Annotated in this window: 16 protein-coding genes; 8 read left to right on the top strand and 8 right to left on the bottom strand. The window is 70.5% G+C overall.

The features are described 5' to 3' along the window. Positions 1 to 14: 14 nt before the first annotated feature. Positions 15 to 779, bottom strand: coding sequence for a GntR family transcriptional regulator (locus ACIA8N_RS08195; protein ID WP_365786850.1), 765 nt, complete (start codon positions 777 to 779; stop codon positions 15 to 17). Positions 780 to 1,064: 285 nt separating this feature from the next. On the opposite strand from ACIA8N_RS08195, the gene ACIA8N_RS08200 reads away from it, so the two are divergent. The 4 genes from ACIA8N_RS08200 to ACIA8N_RS08215 all read left to right on the top strand — a co-directional run bounded on the left by ACIA8N_RS08200 (position 1,065) and on the right by ACIA8N_RS08215 (position 6,098). Then, on the top strand, positions 1,065 to 2,360 hold the full coding sequence (locus ACIA8N_RS08200; protein WP_030548413.1) for an extracellular solute-binding protein: 1,296 nt from the start codon (positions 1,065 to 1,067) through the stop codon (positions 2,358 to 2,360). A gap of 318 nt (positions 2,361 to 2,678) precedes the next feature. Beyond that, a complete protein-coding gene (locus ACIA8N_RS08205; protein ID WP_030207372.1) occupies positions 2,679 to 3,701 on the top strand; it encodes a carbohydrate ABC transporter permease in 1,023 nt (340 codons plus the stop codon). After that, entirely contained in the window at positions 3,698 to 4,564 is an 867-nt protein-coding gene (locus tag ACIA8N_RS08210) for a carbohydrate ABC transporter permease (RefSeq protein ID WP_078623429.1), read from the top strand. The genes ACIA8N_RS08205 and ACIA8N_RS08210 overlap by 4 nt, the downstream gene beginning before the upstream one ends. Positions 4,565 to 4,571: 7 nt before the next feature. Beyond that, positions 4,572 to 6,098 carry a glycoside hydrolase family 3 N-terminal domain-containing protein gene (locus ACIA8N_RS08215; protein ID WP_365782225.1) on the top strand — a complete coding sequence of 509 codons (1,527 nt, stop codon included), beginning with the start codon at positions 4,572 to 4,574 and terminating at the stop codon, positions 6,096 to 6,098. Between the two features lie 89 nt (positions 6,099 to 6,187). Here ACIA8N_RS08215 and nagB read toward each other — a convergent pair whose 3' ends face one another. Together nagB and ACIA8N_RS08225 are read right to left on the bottom strand one after the other, a co-directional pair. Further along, positions 6,188 to 6,973, bottom strand: coding sequence for a glucosamine-6-phosphate deaminase (nagB, locus tag ACIA8N_RS08220; RefSeq protein ID WP_365782223.1), 786 nt, complete (start codon positions 6,971 to 6,973; stop codon positions 6,188 to 6,190). 178 nt (positions 6,974 to 7,151) lie between these two features. Further along, positions 7,152 to 7,913, bottom strand: a complete 762-nt coding sequence (locus ACIA8N_RS08225) for an SDR family oxidoreductase (protein ID WP_365782221.1) — start codon at positions 7,911 to 7,913, stop codon at positions 7,152 to 7,154. Between the two features lie 84 nt (positions 7,914 to 7,997). Between ACIA8N_RS08225 and ACIA8N_RS08230 the strand changes: the two genes are divergently transcribed. Further along, positions 7,998 to 8,654: a TetR/AcrR family transcriptional regulator gene (locus tag ACIA8N_RS08230; RefSeq protein ID WP_365782219.1), complete on the top strand. Its 657-nt coding sequence runs from the start codon at positions 7,998 to 8,000 to the stop codon at positions 8,652 to 8,654. 294 nt (positions 8,655 to 8,948) lie between these two features. Continuing rightward, positions 8,949 to 10,415 carry a sensor histidine kinase gene (locus ACIA8N_RS08235; RefSeq protein WP_030553379.1) on the top strand — a complete coding sequence of 489 codons (1,467 nt, stop codon included), beginning with the start codon at positions 8,949 to 8,951 and terminating at the stop codon, positions 10,413 to 10,415. A gap of 147 nt (positions 10,416 to 10,562) precedes the next feature. Here ACIA8N_RS08235 and ACIA8N_RS08240 read toward each other — a convergent pair whose 3' ends face one another. Both ACIA8N_RS08240 and ACIA8N_RS08245 read right to left on the bottom strand, forming a co-directional pair. Then, entirely contained in the window at positions 10,563 to 10,820 is a 258-nt protein-coding gene (locus tag ACIA8N_RS08240) for a WhiB family transcriptional regulator (protein ID WP_003953983.1), read from the bottom strand. A 318-nt stretch (positions 10,821 to 11,138) separates the two neighbouring features. Continuing rightward, a complete protein-coding gene (locus ACIA8N_RS08245; RefSeq protein WP_365782217.1) occupies positions 11,139 to 12,107 on the bottom strand; it encodes a diacylglycerol kinase family protein in 969 nt (322 codons plus the stop codon). 87 nt (positions 12,108 to 12,194) lie between these two features. Between ACIA8N_RS08245 and ACIA8N_RS08250 the strand changes: the two genes are divergently transcribed. Continuing rightward, positions 12,195 to 12,614, top strand: coding sequence for a hypothetical protein (locus ACIA8N_RS08250; protein WP_365782215.1), 420 nt, complete (start codon positions 12,195 to 12,197; stop codon positions 12,612 to 12,614). Positions 12,615 to 12,620: 6 nt separating this feature from the next. Here ACIA8N_RS08250 and ACIA8N_RS08255 read toward each other — a convergent pair whose 3' ends face one another. From ACIA8N_RS08255 to ACIA8N_RS08265, 3 genes are all read right to left on the bottom strand, one after another. Continuing rightward, a complete protein-coding gene (locus tag ACIA8N_RS08255; RefSeq protein WP_399415939.1) occupies positions 12,621 to 13,625 on the bottom strand; it encodes an RNA polymerase sigma factor SigF in 1,005 nt (334 codons plus the stop codon). Beyond that, positions 13,622 to 14,035 carry an anti-sigma regulatory factor gene (locus ACIA8N_RS08260; RefSeq protein ID WP_019889334.1) on the bottom strand — a complete coding sequence of 138 codons (414 nt, stop codon included), beginning with the start codon at positions 14,033 to 14,035 and terminating at the stop codon, positions 13,622 to 13,624. Before ACIA8N_RS08260 ends, ACIA8N_RS08255 begins: the two co-directional genes overlap by 4 nt. 374 nt (positions 14,036 to 14,409) lie before the next feature. Then, the gene (locus ACIA8N_RS08265; RefSeq protein ID WP_365782212.1) at positions 14,410 to 14,670 is read right to left on the bottom strand and encodes a UBP-type zinc finger domain-containing protein; all 261 of its coding nucleotides are present in this window, start codon (positions 14,668 to 14,670) and stop codon (positions 14,410 to 14,412) included. Positions 14,671 to 14,709: 39 nt separating this feature from the next. On the opposite strand from ACIA8N_RS08265, the gene ACIA8N_RS08270 reads away from it, so the two are divergent. Further along, a complete protein-coding gene (locus ACIA8N_RS08270) occupies positions 14,710 to 16,308 on the top strand; it encodes a Na+/H+ antiporter (RefSeq protein WP_365782209.1) in 1,599 nt (532 codons plus the stop codon). The last annotated feature ends 25 nt before the right edge of the window (positions 16,309 to 16,333 follow it).

Genomic DNA, 16,333 nt, shown 5'->3' on the forward strand with positions numbered 1-16,333 from the left:
AGCCGCGGACCCGCTCAGCCGTTGGGGCGCTTCAGACGCGCCACGAACTTGTACCGGTCGCCGCGGTAGACGGACCGCACCCACTCCACCGGCTCGCCCTGGCCGTCGAGGGAGTGGCGGGAGAGCATCAGCATCGGCAGGCCCACGTCCGTGCCGAGCAGCCCGGCCTCGCGCGGGGTGGCGAGGGAGGTCTCGATGGTCTCCTCGGCCTCGGCGAGGTGCACGTCGTAGACCTCGGCGAGCGCGGTGTACAGCGAGGTGTACTTGACCAGCGACCGGCGCAGCGCGGGGAAGCGCTTCGCCGACAGATGGGTGGTCTCGATCGCCATCGGCTCGCCGCTCGCGAGCCGCAGGCGCTCGATGCGGAGCACCCGGCCGCCGGTGGAGATGTCGAGCAGTCCGGCGAGCGTGTCGTCGGCGGTGACGTAACCGATGTCGAGGAGTTGCGAGGTCGGTTCGAGGCCTTGGGCGCGCATGTCCTCCGTGTAGGAGGTGAGTTGCAGGGCCTGGGAGACCTTGGGCTTGGCCACGAAGGTGCCCTTGCCCTGGATGCGCTCCAGGCGGCCCTCGACGACCAGCTCCTGGAGGGCCTGGCGCACGGTGGTGCGCGAGGTGTCGAACTCGGCGGCGAGGGTGCGCTCGGGCGGGACCGGCGTGCCGGGCGGCAGGGTGTCCGTCATGTCGAGCAAATGCCGCTTCAGTCGGTAGTACTTGGGCACGCGCGCGGTGCGGGTGGGTGCCCCACCCTCCGTCTCCGTGCTGCCCGCGTCCGTGGCCATGGCCTGCCTTCCCGACTCCTGTGCTGCTGCCGTCACCGGCTCCTCCGTCTGTCGCGGCTCACATGGTGGCACGGACCGGTCACGGGTCGTCGCCCTCCCTCAGGTGTCGGTCCGATAACGGACCCGACTGCCCTTCTTATACACCCTTGACACCCCTAAAGGTCTAGGCCAAGCTCCGGGTACTGGTCTAAACCATTAAAGACCAGGTCCCAGCCCCACGAGCACTACCTGACGTATGTCTTCGCGCGGTGGGCAGGGGTTGCAGGCATCCCTGAGGAGGGTGGCGTGAAGCGCAAGCTCATCGCGGCGATCGGCGTCGCAGGCATGATGGTCTCTATCGCTGCGTGCGGTTCGGACAGTGACAAGGGCAAGGACGGCGGCAAGGCGTCCGCCGGCGGCGACAAGACCCTGACCGTCTGGGTCATGGACGGTTCCGCTCCGGACGCGTGGATGGCCGAGGTGAACAAGGCCTTCGAGGCCAAGCACCCGGGCGTCAAGGTCAAGGTCGAGAAGCAGATCTGGAACGGCATCCAGGAGAAGGTCACCACCGCCCTCTCCGAGGACACCCCGCCGGACGTCCTGGAGCTTGGCAACACCCAGACCGCCGGCTACGCGGTCACCGGCGGTCTCGCCGACCTGACGGGCGACAAGGCCACGCTCGGCTACGACGCCTGGAACAAGGGCATGGTCGCCTCCAACGAGCTGGACGGCAAGCTCTACTCCGCCCCGTGGTACGCCGCCAACCGCGTCGTCGTCTACGACAAGGCGGCCTACAAGAAGGCCGGCGTCACCCCGCCGAAGACCCGCGCCGAGTGGATCGAGGGCCTGAAGAAGCTCAAGGCCTCCGACCCCAAGAGCCAGGCGATCTACCTGCCCGGCCAGAGCTGGTACGTCCTCGCGGGTCTCATCTGGGACGAGGGCAGCGACCTCGCGGTCAAGGACGGCGACAAGTGGAAGGGCAACCTGTCCTCCCCCGAGGCCGCCGCCGCCATGAACTTCTACAAGGAGCTGGCGTCCTACTCGACCGCTCCCAAGGACAAGGACGAGGCGACCCCGCAGCAGTCCACCGACGTCGTCCCCAAGGGCGGCGTGGCGTCCTGGATCGGCCTCGGCTGGGAGGCCGGCGGCGCGATCGACGCCATGAAGAAGGCCGGCAAGACCGCCGACTTCGGCTACTTCCCGATCCCGGGCAAGACCGCCGACAAGCCCGGCTCCGTCTTCCTCGGCGGCTCGAACCTCGCCATCGCCGAGCGCTCCCAGAACAAGGAGCTCGCGAAGGAGTGGCTGGCCCTCGCCGCCGGCAAGGACTTCATGACGAAGTACGCCGCCGCCACCGAGGGTGCGCTGCTTCCGAACACCGACGCCGCGCAGTTCAAGCCCGCCGCCGGCTCCTTCGCCGAGGCCATGGCCCTCTCCTCCGCCTCCGGCAAGGTCACCCCGGTGACCCCGGGCTGGGCGAACGTCGAGACCGCCCCGAACCCGATCAAGGACTACATGACCAAGGTCCTCAAGGGTGAGGACGCCAAGGCGGCCGGCGAGGCGGCCGACAAGGTCATCAACGAGCGCATCAACCAGCAGTAACCCGTAGCCCGGTGGTGGGGGGGGGGGGGGCCCGGGCCCCCCCCCCCCCCGGGGGGGGGGGGGGGGGGGGGCGCCGCCCCCCCCCCCCCCCCCCCCCCCCCCCCCGCCGGGGGGGGCCCCCCCCGGCGGCGAGCGTGCACAAAACCCAACACCCCCCCCCCCCCCCCCCCCCGCGCCCCCCCCCCCCCCCGGGCGCCCCCCCCCCCCCCCCCCCCCCCCACCACCGGGCGTTGTGCAGTGATGCAGTGATCAGCGGCCCGCTCCCCCGGGCCGCGCCCCGGTGGGCGCGGGAGCCCCAGAACCGCGAGGAATAAGACCATGACCGTGGACTCCCAGGGGACGGCGACCGCCGATCCTCAGGACGCGCCCGGAAGGGCGGCAGGAAAGTCCCAGACTCCGCCACCTTCTTCGGGCCCGAAGGAAGTCCTTCAGCCTCCACGCGGCAGACGCTCCCTGCCCAGCGGGCTGCTGCCGTACCTGCTCGTCGCGCCGGCCCTGCTGTCGATGGCGGCGCTCCTGCTCTACCCGCTGATCCGCAATGTGATCCTCTCCTTCCAGCAGCTCAACCGGAAGGAGTTCATCACCCGCGAGACGGTGTGGACCGGCTTCGACAACTACACCGAGCTCCTCGGCGACTCGCACTTCTGGACCGTCGTCGTCCGAAGCGTCGTCTTCACGGCCGTCAACGTCGCCCTCATCATGGCGATCGGCACCGGCATCGGACTGCTCCTGAACCGGCTCGGCAAGAAGATGCGCCTGGTCCTCTCGCTGTCCCTGATGTTCGCCTGGGCCATGCCGATCGTCGCCTCCGTCACGGTCTTCCGCTGGCTCTTCGACGAGCAGTTCGGCGTCGCCAACTGGGTGATGCGCACGCTCGGCTTCTCCGGCTACGAGCAGCACAACTGGTTCGAGACCGGCTTCTCCACCCTGGTCATCATCCTGCTCCTGCTCGTCTGGGGCTCCGTCCCCTTCGTCGCCCTCAACATGTACGCCGGCCTGACCACCGTCGGGACCGAGCTGTACGAGGCCGCCAAGATGGACGGCGCCAGCGGCTGGCGGACCTTCTGGGCCGTGGTCTTCCCGAACCTGAAGTCCTTCTTCATGATCACGACCTTCCTGGAGATCATCTGGATCTTCAAGGCGTTCGCCCAGGTCTACGCCATGAACCAGGGCGGCCCCGACCGCGGTTCCGAGACCCTCCCGGTCTACGCCTACATCGAGGGCGTCGGCCAGTTCCACTACGGTGTCGCCGCCGCCATCTCCATCCTGACGATCGTGATGCTCATCGCGGTCATGTCCTTCTACTTCCGCCTGATCCTGAAGCAGGAGGAGGAGCTGTGAGCGCCACCACCCAGACTCCGCAGAAACTGCGCACCAGGAAGCCGCTCACGGTCGGCACTGTCGCCAAGAACGTCAGCGCCCTCGTCCTCGCGGTGGTGTTCGTCTTCCCCGTCTACTGGATGTTCTCGTCCTCGCTGAAGCCGCAGCACGAGATCATGACGAAGGACCCCGTCTTCGTCTTCACGCCGACGCTGGAGAACTACACGACGGCGACCGGTGTCGACCTCTTCTGGACGTACGTCACCAACAGCCTCATGGTCACCATCGGGGCCGTGCTGCTCGCCCTCCTCGTCGCCCTGGCCGCGAGCTTCGCCATCGCCCGGATGAGGTTCAAGGGCCGCAAGGGCATCGTCCTCATCGTGATGCTGGCCCAGATGGCCCCCTGGGAGGTCATGGTCATCGCGATGTACATGATCTCCCGTGAGAACGACATGCTGAACAGCATTCCGATGCTCACGCTCGTCTACTTCGTCATGGTCCTCCCGTTCACGATCTGGACCCTGCGCGGCTTCATCGCCGCCGTCCCGGTCGAGTTGGAGGAGGCCGCGCAGATCGACGGCTGCACCCGTGGCCAGGCCTTCCGCAAGGTGATCTTCCCGCTCCTGGCCCCCGGCCTGATGTCGACCTCGCTCTTCGGCTTCATCACGGCCTGGAACGAGTTCGCCATGATCCTCATGCTGAACAAGGACAAGGAGTCGCAGACCCTGACGCTCTGGCTGACCCAGTTCCAGACCGCGTTCGGCAGCGACTGGGGCGCCACCATGGCCGCCTCCACGCTCTTCGCACTTCCCGTGCTCGTCGTCTTCCTCTTCCTCCAGCGCAAGGCCGTCGGCGGCATGACCGCCGGCGCGGTGAAGGGATAAGGGCCCCATGACCACACTCGTACACGGCACGGACACCCTGACCCGTGACGCGCTCACGGTGCTCCAGCCGGGCTTCGTCGGCACCACCGCCCCCGACTGGCTGCTCCGCCGCATCGGCGAGGGCCTGTCGTCGGTCGGCCTGTTCGGCCGGAACATCGCAGGACCCGAGCAGCTCGCCGCGCTCACCGCGCAGCTGAGGGCCGAGCGGGACGACGTCCTCGTCGCCATCGACGAGGAGGGCGGGGACGTCACCCGCCTGGAGGTCAAGCAGGGCTCGTCGTTCCCCGGCAACTACGCGCTCGGCAGCGTGGACGACGTCGAACTCACCCGGGCCGTGGCCCGCGAGCTCGGCCGCCGGCTCGCCCGGTGCGGGGTCGACCTCAACTGGGCGCCCTCGGCGGACGTCAACTCCAACGCCGAGAACCCGGTCATCGGCGTCCGGTCCTTCGGGCCGGACCCGGACCTGGTCGCCCGGCACACCGTGGCGTACGTCGACGGCCTCCAGGGAGTCGGGGTCGCGGCCTGCACGAAGCACTTCCCCGGACACGGCGACACGAACGTGGACTCCCACGACGCGCTGCCCCGGATCGATGTGGACCTCGCCACACTGCACGCCCGTGAGCTGGTACCTTTCCGCGCCGCCGTCGCCGCGGGTACCAAAGCGGTCATGAGCGCGCATATTCTGCTCTCCGCGCTCGACCCGCACCGCCCGGCCACCCTGAGCCCGCAGATCCTCACCGGTCTGCTCCGCCAGGAACTGGGCTTCGAGGGGCTGATCGTCACCGACGGCATGGAGATGCAGGCCGTCGCGGCGACGTACGGCATCGAGCGCGGATCCGTCCTCGCCATCGCCGCGGGCGCCGACGCCATCTGCGTCGGCGGCGGGCTGTGCGACGAGGGCACCGTACTGCGGCTGCGCGACGCGCTCGTGAACGCGGTACGGACCGGTGAACTGCCCGAGGAGCGGCTGGCCGACGCCGCGGCGCGCGTGCGCGCCCTGGCGGCCTGGACCCAGTCGCACCGGGCGAGGGGCGGGGCTGAGACGGTGCCGGGCGCGGCAGTGCAGGAGGGGACCGCGCCCGGCGCCGACATCGGACTCGTCGCCGCCCGCCGGGCGCTCAAGGTGACCCGGGGGGAGCGGCCGTACACGCCGATGACCAGCGCTCCGTACGTGGCCTCCTTCACGCCCGTCGCCAACTTCGCGGTCGGCGACGAGACGCCCTGGGGCATCGCCGCCGAACTCGGGCGACTGCTGCCCGGCACGGAGACCGGCTCCTACGCCGACTCCTCCGTGGACGCGGTCCTCGCCGCCGCGGGGGACCGGCGGATCGTGGCGGTGGTACGCGACGCCCACCGGCACCCGTGGATGACGGAGGCCCTGGACAGCCTCGTCGCGGCCCGCCCCGACACCGTGGTGGTGGAGATGGGCCTCAACGAGGCCGAGCCCCGTGGGGCCCTGCACATCGCCACCCACGGCGCTGCCCGGGTCTGCGGCCGCGCGGCCGCGGAGGCCGTGGTCGGTACCGCTTCCTGAGCGACTCCCGTACGCGGAGGGGCCCGGCACCTGGATCAAGGTGCCGGGCCCCTTCACGTACGGGGAGCGCGTGTGGAGTGCGTGCGGGTCTAGATGCCCTGCCAGGCGGGCTTGTTGGCGAAGGTGTGGCGGAAGTAGTCCGCGAGCTTCAGCTTGGAGGCGGCGGCCTCGTCCACCACGACCGTGGCGTGCGGGTGCAGCTGGAGCGCGGAGGCCGGCACGAGCGCCGCCACGGGGCCCTCGACGGTCTGCGCCACGGCCTCGGCCTTGCCCTCGCCGGTGGCGAGCAGCACCAGGTGGCGGGCCTCCAGGATGGTGCCGATGCCCTGGGTGATGACGTGGTGCGGCACCTGCTCTATGTCGTTGTCGAAGAACCGTGCGTTGTCCACGCGGGTCTGCTCGGTCAGCGTCTTGATCCGGGTGCGGGAGGCGAGCGAGGAGCACGGCTCGTTGAAGCCGATGTGCCCGTCGGTGCCGATGCCGAGGATCTGCAGGTCCACGCCACCGGCCTCGGCCAGCGCCCTGTCGTACGCCTCGCAGGCGGCCAGGACGTCCTCGGCGGAGCCGTCCGGGCCCATGAACGCCTCGGGGGAGAGCCCGAGCGGCTCGACGACCTGGCGGAGCACGGTCGAGCGGTACGACTCCGGGTGCCCGGCCGGCAGCCCGACGTACTCGTCCAGCTGGGCGATCCGGGCCCGGGAGGCGTCCACGCCGCCGGCCTTGACCTGGGCGATCAGGGCGTCGTAGATCGGGATCGGAGTCGATCCGGTGGCCACGCCGAGCAGCGCGTCCGGCTTACGGCGCAGGAGGTCGGCGATGCCGTCCGCGATGAGTTCGCCGCCCGCCTTGGCGTCCTTGACGATGACAACTTCCACGCTGTGCCTGCCGATCTGGTGAGGGGCTGGTGAAGGGCCGTGTGGTATAGACCAATCCAAGGCCAAATCTAGCAGAGGAGAGGCCGTCTCCTCATGCCGTTCCACCCCACGGACGGCCACCGACTCCATCGTCGGCCGCCCCCGCCGCACCAGCCACTCGGAGCCCTCCTGCCCCCGTTCAGGCCAGCGAGCCGCCCGTGGCGTCGATCCAGTGGCCCGTCACCCAGCGCGCGTCCTCGGAGGCGAGGAAGGCCACCACGTCCGCTATCTCCGCCGGGGTGCCGACCCCGCCGAGCGCCGACATCGCCGCCGCCCCGGCCCAGGCCTGCTCGTCGCCCCGCAGCCAGTCCGCGTTGATGTCGGTGTCGATGATTCCCGGCGCCACCGCGTTGACCGTGATGCGCCGGGGGCCGAGGACCTTGGACAGGTCCCGGGTGAACACGTCGAGCGCGGCTTTCGACATCGAGTAGGCGATCAGGTCCGGCATGGCCGCCGTCTTGGTCAGGCCGGTCGAGATGTTGATGATCCGGCCGCCGTCCCGCAGTCGACCCGCGCCCAGCTGGGCGAGGAAGAACGGCGCCCTGGCGTTGACGGCGAAGACCCGGTCGTACTCCTCCTCGTCGAGTGTCGCGAACGGCTTCGACGCCGCGATCCCCGCGTTGTTCACCAGGATGTCCAGACCGCCCTCGCCGCCGACGGCCGCGTCGAACGACTCCCACAGGGCCGCCGCGTCCCCCGGCACCCCCAGCTCCTGGCCGAGCGCGAAGGCCTCGCCGCCGGCCTCCTCGATCGCCGCGACCGTCTCCTTGGCCGCCGTCTCATTGCTCCCGTAGTGCACCGCGACCCGCGCCCCCTCGCGGCCGAGCCGCTCGGCGATCCCCCGCCCGATGCCCCGGCTTCCGCCCGTGACCAGTGCCGTCTTCCCCGCGAGCACGCCCATGGCGACGCCCCCCTCACTTGTGTAGTGGTCGTTACGAAAAGACCGTACCCCACCTTTCGTATCGAGCGCTATAGAATTCACTCCATGGTGACGAGACAGCGCGGCCGCCCCCGCTCCTTCGACCGGCTCACGGCCCTCGAACAGGCCACGATGGCCTTCTGGGAGCACGGCTACGAGACGACCTCCGTCTCCGACCTCACGCGCGCCATGGGCATCAGCGCCCCCAGCCTCTATGCCGCCTTCGGCGACAAGAAGACCCTGTTCGAGGAGGTCGTCGAGGCATACGCCGGGTCCTACGGCGCCTACGGCGGCCGGGCCCTGGCGGAGGAGAGGAGTGCGCGCGAGGCCATCGGGCGCATGCTGCGCGAGGCCGCCACGCTCTTCACGGAACCGGGTCACCCCCGCGGCTGCCTGATGATCTCGGCGGCGACGAACTGCTCGACCCCCGAGGTCGAGGAGGCCCTCAGAGCGCGCCGGAACGAGAACCTGTCGACCTTCGAGGCCAGGATCCGCCGGGACGTCGAGTCGGGCGACCTGCCCCCCGACGTGGACGCCCGCGCGCTCGCCCGCTTCAGCGGCGCCGTCCTCCAGGGCCTGTCCCAGCAGGCCAGGGACGGCGCGACGGCGGAGGAGCTCACGGCCGTGGCCGAGACGGCGATGCGGGCCTGGCCGCCGGCCGCCGCAGAGGCCCCGGAAACACCCGAAAAGCCCCCGGAAACACCCGCGGGCCGCGGCGCCTGACGGGACCCTCAGCCCGCCCGGCACCGCAGCCCGGAGTTTCTCCGGCCGGGGGTGTGCGGTCCCTCGGCCGTTGTGGGAGGTCTCGACGCAGTCAGGGCAGAGAGCGTCGGGTACCTCGGTCCATCCTCCTGTGCGGGGAGGATGGAGGTCTATTGCATTCATTGTGGACTAGACCATTCTTGTCTGTCCATCCACAGGAACGCGGTGCTTCCTGGCCCATCCTCCAGCACGGAGCCGGATAGATCCAGGTTCACCGCCCCTTTATTCCGCGGGTACGCTCGCACCGTGCCCTCCATGAACGACCTCGTGCGCCAGCACACCGCCCTGAGCGACTCGGACCTCGAGTGGCTCCACCTGCTGGTGTCGGAGTGGCAGCTGCTCTCCGACCTCTCCTTCGCCGACCTCGTCCTCTGGGTCCCGACCCTCGACGGCACGCGGTACGTGTCCGTCGCCCAGATGCGGCCCAACACCGGCCCCACCTCCTACCAGGACGACATGGTCGGCCACCTCGTGCCGCGCGGGCGCCGCCCGCTGCTCGACGCCGCGCTCGACGAGGGCAGGATCGTCCGCGAGGGCGACCCGGAGTGGCGCGAGGAGGTCCCGGTACGGGTCGAGTCCATCCCCGTGCGCCGCGAGGGCCGGGTCCTCGGCGTCATCGCGCGCAACACCAACCTGCTCACCGTCCGCACCCCCTCCCGCCTGGAGCTCACCTACCTCCAGTCGGCGTCGGACCTGGCCCAGATGATCGCCGCCGGAACGTTCCCCTTCCCCGGCGAGCAGGTCGACATGGACTCCTCGCCCCGGGCCGGCGACGGCCTCGTGCGCCTGGACGCCGAGGGTGTCGTCCAGTACGCCTCGCCCAACGCCCTCTCCGCGTACCACCGGCTCGGCCTCGCCGCCGACCTCGTCGGTCAGCACCTCGGTCAGATCACCGCCGAACTGGCCCCCTCCCGCGGCCCGGTGGACGAGGCCCTGGTCACGCTGGCCTCCGGCTACGCGCCGCGCGAGTTCGAGGTCGAGGGCAACAGCGGGGTGATCCAGCTGCGGGCCATCCCGCTCAAGCCCAAGGGCACCCGCATCGGTTCGCTGGTCCTGCTCAGGGACGTCACCGAACTGCGTCGCCGCGAGCGCGAGTTGATCACCAAGGACGCCACCATCCGGGAGATCCACCACCGGGTGAAGAACAACCTCCAGACGGTGGCCGCCCTGTTGCGTCTCCAGGCCCGCCGGATGGATTCCGACCAGGGTCGCGAGGCGCTCAACGAGGCCGTCCGGCGCGTCGGTTCGATCGCCATCGTCCATGAGACGCTGTCCCAGAACCTGGACGAGCGGGTGGAGTTCGACGAGATCGCCGACCGGGTGATCGCGATGGTCGCCGAGATCTCCCCGGGCAAGGTCACCTGCCGGCGCAACGGCCGCTTCGGCATTCTCGACGCCCAGGTCGCGACCCCGCTCTCCATGGTCCTCACCGAAGTCCTGCAGAACGCGCTGGAGCACGCGTTCGCCCCGGGCGACGAGGGCGCCGTCGAGGTCACCGCCGTACGCGGCGAGCCGAGGGCGGACGCCCGGCTCCTGATCACGGTGCAGGACGACGGCCGCGGTCTGCCCGAGGGCTTCGACCCGCAGCGGGCCGGCAACCTCGGCCTCCAGATCGTACGGACCCTGGTGGAGGGGGAGTTGGGCGGTTCCTTCGACATGCTCCCCGGCGCGGAGCGCGGTACGAAGGTGGTTCTCGACATCCCCGTGCAGCCGCAGAAGTAGGACGCGACGGAGAACAGCAGCGAGCCCCGGACCGAAGGGAATCGGTCCGGGGCTCGAATGCTGTGGGTTACTGCTGCGCGCTGCGGCTCAAGGGCGGTGATTGCATACGCGATGTATGCGCCGTCGGCCTCAGGCTGTCGGTGGGCGTCAGGCGCTGGCGTTACGCGCCCGGTTGCGAGCGGCGCGGCGCTTCATCGCGCGGCGCTCGTCCTCGCTGAGGCCACCCCAGACGCCGGAGTCCTGGCCGGACTCGAGCGCCCACTGCAGGCACTGCTCCATGACGGGGCAGCGGCGGCAGACGGCCTTGGCTTCCTCGATCTGCAGCAGCGCAGGACCGGTGTTGCCGATGGGGAAGAACAGCTCGGGGTCTTCCTCACGACAAACGGCGTTGTGACGCCAGTCCATGGCTGCTACCTCTCTCAGTGTTTCGTGCGAGTTGCTTGTGAATGTGAACGCTTTCACGAATCCCCCCGCAAGGGAAGGGCCGACTGCCAGGTGAACTGGTGTGGTCCTTGTTACTGAGGAGGGGTTCTGGCTCTCAGTGGAGGCCGGTGTTGCGGGCCGTCCCGATCGCCAAGAAGAGACTCCCAAACCCCAGCAACGGATACAACCCCTTCCGGAAAGTTTTTTTTGATTCCTCGGTGTCGGCTAGGTCACAGCCGTACTTCGTAGGGGTGGATGCGCGCCTAAACGTTCGAGTGAAAGGACTTTGGGCCCTTCCACTCACACAATCACACGCAGTGCACGGCGTACGCCTGTGAACGCGACGCTCGTACGCAGTCCGAGGTGGTCTCCGTCCATCTGCAGGGGGAGGGGAACCTTCGAATGCAAGGTGAAGTCGGTCAGGTCGTGCAGAGTCGTCGCATGCTTGCCGCGCGGTCCCCGCTCGGGGGTCGAGGTGAGCAACTGAGTGGCGTAACGGGCCACCGCCGGAGTGGAGAGACGGCGCAGTCCGAGCACGTCGAGCGCGGTCTCGAAGGAAGCCTCCGGGGACGCGTACACCGGACGATTGCCCAGGTAGGTCCAGGGGGAGGTGTTGCAGATTATGGAGAGGACCAGGTCCTCGACCGGCTCGGAGCCGGGGCGCTCCAGGGTGATCGTGCCGTGCCGGCGGTTCGGTTCCTCCAGGAACTGGCGGAACACCTGGCGCAGATAGAGGGCGTGCGTGGACCGCTTCCCGCGCTCCCTCTGCTGTTCGACCCGGCCGATGACGCTGGCGTCGAAACCGAGCCCGGCGCAGAAAGTGAACCAGCGCGACGGCACCGATTCGTCCTCCGTACCCGGCGCCCCGGACGCCAGCCCGAGGCTCACCGTGCGTGTCCGGCGCTCACGCAGTGCGTCGAGCAGGGCGCCGGTCGCCTCCACCGCGTCGTTCGGCAGCCCGAGGGCGCGGGCGAACACGTTCGTCGACCCGCCGGGCACCACCGCGAGGCTGGGCAGCCGGTCGGGGTCGGGCCCGTCGTGCAGCAGTCCGTTGACGACCTCGTTCACCGTGCCGTCGCCGCCGAGGGCCACGACGAGGTCGATGTTGCCGGCGTCGGCGGCGCGCCGGCCCAGGTCCCGGGCATGCCCGCGGTACTCGGTCGTGACCGCCTCGAGCTTCATCTCGCTCGCGAGCGCGTGGATGAGCACGTCGCGGGTGCGGGCACTGGTGGTGGTGGCTGCCGGGTTGACCACGAGAAGTGCGCGCATGGGCGCCAGCGTACCTACCCGGCGGTACCGGGGCCCAGCCCAGGGCGACCCCGCAGAGCCTGCCGGGCCCCGGATACCCTGCCTTCCATGAGCAGTACGGAGCAGACCCCCCGCCCCGCCCGCCTCGCCGCCGCCGCGGCCGTGGCCGGCATCGAGGCCCTCGGGCTCGTCGCCGGGGGCGTCTACATGCTGGTGGACGCCCTGACCGGGAAGTCCGGCGACCTCACCGGTGCCATGACCGGCGCCGTGACGCTCGTCGCACTCGGGCTGATTCCGCTCGCCGCGGCCCGGGGCCTGTGGCTGCGCCGCTCCTGGAGCCGGGGCCCGGCCGTGATCACCCAGATCCTGGCGCTGCCGGTCGCCTGGCAGATGCTCCAGGCGAACAGCGCGATGATCCCGGCCGGTGTCGTCCTCGGCGTCCTGGCCGTCACCGGGCTCGTCCTCCTGGTGAACCCGGCCACGACCGAGGCGCTCGGCATCCGGCGCCCCGGTCAGGACACCGCGTAACCGGTCCTACTCCTCCACCAGCAGCTTCTCCCGCAGCTGCGCGAGCGTCCGGGCGAGCAGCCGGGAGACGTGCATCTGCGAGATGCCCACCTCCTGCGCGATCTGCGACTGGGTCATGTTCCCGAAGAACCGGAGCAGCAGAATCCGCTTCTCCCGGGGCGGCAGGTCCTCCAGGAGCGGCTTGAGCGACTCGCGGTACTCGACCCCCTCCAGGGCCTCGTCCTCCGCGCCCAGCGTGTCCGCCACCGCGGGGGACTCGTCGTCCGTGTCGGGAACGTCCAGGGAGAGCGTCGAGTAGGCGTTCGCCGACTCCAGACCCTCCAAGACCTCCTCCTCCGAGATCCCGAGCCGCTCGGCCAGCTCGTGGACCGTGGGTGAGCGGCCGTGCTGCTGGGACAGCTCCGCCGTCGCCGTGGTCAGCGAGAGCCGCAGCTCCTGGAGCCGGCGCGGAACCCGCACCGCCCACCCCTTGTCGCGGAAGTGGCGCTTGATCTCGCCGACCACCGTCGGGGTCGCGTACGTCGAGAACTCGACACCGCGCTCCGGGTCGAACCGGTCCACCGACTTGATCAGGCCGATGGTCGCCACCTGGGTCAGGTCGTCCAGCGGCTCGCCGCGGTTGCGGAAGCGCCGGGCCAGGTGCTCCACCAGCGGCAGGTGCATCCGCACCAGCCGGTTGCGCAGCTCCGCCTTCTCCGGGGAGCCCTCGGGCAGCTCACGCAGCGTGACGAAGAGAGCGCGGGCGGCGCTCCGGTCGTGCGGATCCGGGACGGTGGGGGCGACGTCCGGAGCCTCGTCGGCTCCTTCGCCGTCACGGTCACCGTCCTCGGCCTTGGCCGCTGAGGCCTCCGCCTCGGGCCCGGGCTCCTGCGCCGCCTCGGAGACCCCTGGTGCCCCCGGAACATCGTGGTGCTGCTCGTGCTCGCTCATCTGGTCCGCCTGCTCCGTAGCGACCTCGTGCGGCCGCGCCTGCTGCTCAGGGATGCCGGCCGTCGCGTCCCCGCTCCTCACGCCGGGCCTGGCCCCGCGCCGCGCTGTTTGTACAGGCTGATCGAGACCGTACGGTCGTCGGCCACCGACGATTCCACCTTCCCGGCCAGTGCCGACAGCACCGTCCAGGCGAAGGTGTCCCGCTCGGGCGCCCGGCCGTCGGTCGTCGGGGCGGAGACGGTCACGTCGAGGGAGTCGTCGACCAGCCGGAACACACAGCTGAGGACGGATCCGGGCACGGCCTGCTGGAGCAGGATGGCGCAGGCCTCGTCGACCGCGATCCGCAAGTCCTCGATCTCGTCGAGGGTGAAGTCCAAGCGCGCCGCGAGGCCGGCCGTGGCCGTACGCAGCACGGACAGATAGGCACCCGCAGCGGGCAGCCGGACTTCCACGAAGTCCTGGGTCCCGGGCTCGCCTGCGATCTGGGACACCCTCACCTCCAAGGTGGCACAAGCTCATTCGGGGCTCGGGGGGAGAGGCCCCGAACCGGGCGGTGCGCAGGGGGCTGCGCGGTCCGCCGTGACGCTATCGCGATCCGTCCCGCCGTGTCGCCGCGAGTTCCCAGCCCCTGTCGACCCCCCGCCATCGATCATCACCCATGGTAGGGCCATGGATGCGGATGGTGGTCGGGGGTCCGCCGGGGCCGGAAACGTGCGACCGGCGGAGGGGTGACGTACCCAACCGGAGAGCGGGCGAACCACCCGACGGCCGAATCGCCGGACGGTCGTACGGTCGGAGGATCGAACCGGTCCCGCAAAGGGGGTGAAGGGGGGCTTTTCGGCCGCCCCGGCCCGACCTCCGGAGCTCAGACGATCGAGCCGTCCACGAAGCACCAGCGCCAGGCCTCGCCCGGCTCGAACGTCCGCATCACCGGGTGCCCGGTCGAGCTGAAGTGCCCCGTCGCGTGCCGCCCCGCCGAGGAGTCGCAGCAGCCGACGTGGCCACACGTCAGGCAGAGGCGCAGTTGGACGGGGTGCGTGCCGTCCGCCAGACACTCGGGGCAGGTGTCGGCCGCCGGCGCCGGTTCGGGGCGCGGCATTTCGGCAACGTGCGGGCACTCACTCATGATGGCCAGGTTACGTGGCGGATCAGGACAGGGACGGGCATGAACGCACTGCAGCTGGTGGCACTGGTGGCGGCGAGCGCCGCCATCGCGGGACTCGCCCGCAGGACCCCGGTGCCCGCTCCGCTGCTCCTGGTCGCCGTGGGCCTCGTCGCCTCGTACGTCCCCGGGGTACCCGACTACACCCTCGACCCGCACATCGTGCTGCCGCTGATCCTGCCGCCCCTCCTCTACACGGCGGCGGTCGACTCCTCGTACCTCGATCTGCGGGCCAACATCCGGCCCGTCGCCCTGCTCTCCGTCGGGTACGTCCTCTTCGCCACCGTGGCGGTGGGCTGGCTCGCGTACGTCCTCGTGCCCGACCTCCCGCTGACCGCGGCGCTCGTGCTCGGCGCGGTCGTCGCCCCGCCGGACGCGGTCGCCGCCACCGCGATCGCCCGCAAGCTCGGCCTGCCCCACCGGATCACCACGATCCTCCAGGGCGAGTCCCTCGTGAACGACGCCACCGCCATCACCGCCTTCAAGGTCGCCCTCGCCGCGGCCGTCGGCGAGGGCGTGAGCTGGGCCGGCGGCATCGGGGAGTTCGCGCTCGCGGCGCTCGGCGGCATCGGCGTCGGCCTGGTCCTCATGGTTCCCATCCACTGGCTGCGCCGGTGCCTCGGTGACTCCCTCCTCCAGAACACGCTCTCCCTCCTCATCCCCTTCGTCGCCTACGCGGCGGCCGAGGAGGTCCATGCCTCAGGAGTCCTCGCCGTCGTCGTGGTCGGCCTCTTCCTCGGGCACCGGGCCTGGCAGGTCGACTTCGCGACCCGGCTCCAGGAGGAGGCCGTCTGGAAGATGGTCGCCTTCATCCTGGAATCCGCCGTCTTCGCCCTGATCGGTCTTCAGCTTCCGTACGTCGTCCAGGGCCTCGGGCGGTACGGCATCGGCGAGGCGATCTGGTACGCGGTCGGAGTGTTCGTCGCCGTGGTCGTCGTCCGGTTCGTCTGGGTCTACCCGGCGACCTTCCTGCCACGGTGGCTCTCCGCCGGCGTCAGGGAACGGGAACCCGGAGTCGACTGGAAGGCGCCGCTCGTCGTCGGCTGGGCCGGCATGCGCGGTGTGGTCTCCCTCGCCATCGCCTTCTCCATCCCCGTCGTCACCGACGGCGAGGAGTTCCCCGCCCGCAACCTCGTCCTCTTCCTCACCTTCACCACGGTCATCGGCACCCTGGTGGTCCAGGGCCTCACCCTGCCGCCCCTCATCCGGTTCCTGAAGCTCCCCGGGCGGGACAGGTACGCCGAGACCCTGGCCGAGGCGCAGGCCCAGAGTGAGGCCTCGCGGGCCGCCGAGGAACGCCTCGACGCGCTCCTCGCCGACGAGCGCAACGCGCTGCCACAGCCCCTCGCGGACCGGCTCCGCACGGTCCTGGAACGGCGGCGCAACGCGGTCTGGGAGCGCCTCGGGGCCGTCAACGAGGCCACCGGGGAGACAGCGGACGACACCTACCGGCGCCTCTCGCGCGAGATGATCGACGCCGAGCGGGAGGTCTTCGTGCGACTGCGCGACGCCCGCCGGATCGACGACGAGATGATGCGGACCCTGCTCCGCCGGCTCGACCTGGAGGAGGCCGCCGCCTTCCGCGAGGAGGCGGACGGCTGAGCAGCCGACCTCCGTCGGTTCGTTT

Source organism: Streptomyces sp. NPDC051822 (genome assembly GCF_044452745.1).
Lineage (GTDB): Bacteria > Actinomycetota > Actinomycetes > Streptomycetales > Streptomycetaceae > Streptomyces.

Bases quoted from the DNA above. Each gene is read 5' to 3' on its own strand.
- ACIA8N_RS08195 (WP_365786850.1), bottom strand. From the start codon at position 779: ATGGCCACGGACGCGGGCAGCACGGAGACGGAGGGTGGGGCACCCACC.
- ACIA8N_RS08205 (WP_030207372.1), top strand. From the start codon at position 2,679: ATGACCGTGGACTCCCAGGGGACGGCGACCGCCGATCCTCAGGACGCG.
- ACIA8N_RS08215 (WP_365782225.1), top strand. From the start codon at position 4,572: ATGACCACACTCGTACACGGCACGGACACCCTGACCCGTGACGCGCTC.
- ACIA8N_RS08225 (WP_365782221.1), bottom strand. From the start codon at position 7,913: ATGGGCGTGCTCGCGGGGAAGACGGCACTGGTCACGGGCGGAAGCCGG.
- ACIA8N_RS08230 (WP_365782219.1), top strand. From the start codon at position 7,998: ATGGTGACGAGACAGCGCGGCCGCCCCCGCTCCTTCGACCGGCTCACG.
- ACIA8N_RS08235 (WP_030553379.1), top strand. From the start codon at position 8,949: ATGAACGACCTCGTGCGCCAGCACACCGCCCTGAGCGACTCGGACCTC.
- ACIA8N_RS08240 (WP_003953983.1), bottom strand. From the start codon at position 10,820: ATGGACTGGCGTCACAACGCCGTTTGTCGTGAGGAAGACCCCGAGCTG.
- ACIA8N_RS08245 (WP_365782217.1), bottom strand. From the start codon at position 12,107: ATGCGCGCACTTCTCGTGGTCAACCCGGCAGCCACCACCACCAGTGCC.
- ACIA8N_RS08250 (WP_365782215.1), top strand. From the start codon at position 12,195: ATGAGCAGTACGGAGCAGACCCCCCGCCCCGCCCGCCTCGCCGCCGCC.
- ACIA8N_RS08265 (WP_365782212.1), bottom strand. From the start codon at position 14,670: ATGAGTGAGTGCCCGCACGTTGCCGAAATGCCGCGCCCCGAACCGGCG.
- ACIA8N_RS08270 (WP_365782209.1), top strand. From the start codon at position 14,710: ATGAACGCACTGCAGCTGGTGGCACTGGTGGCGGCGAGCGCCGCCATC.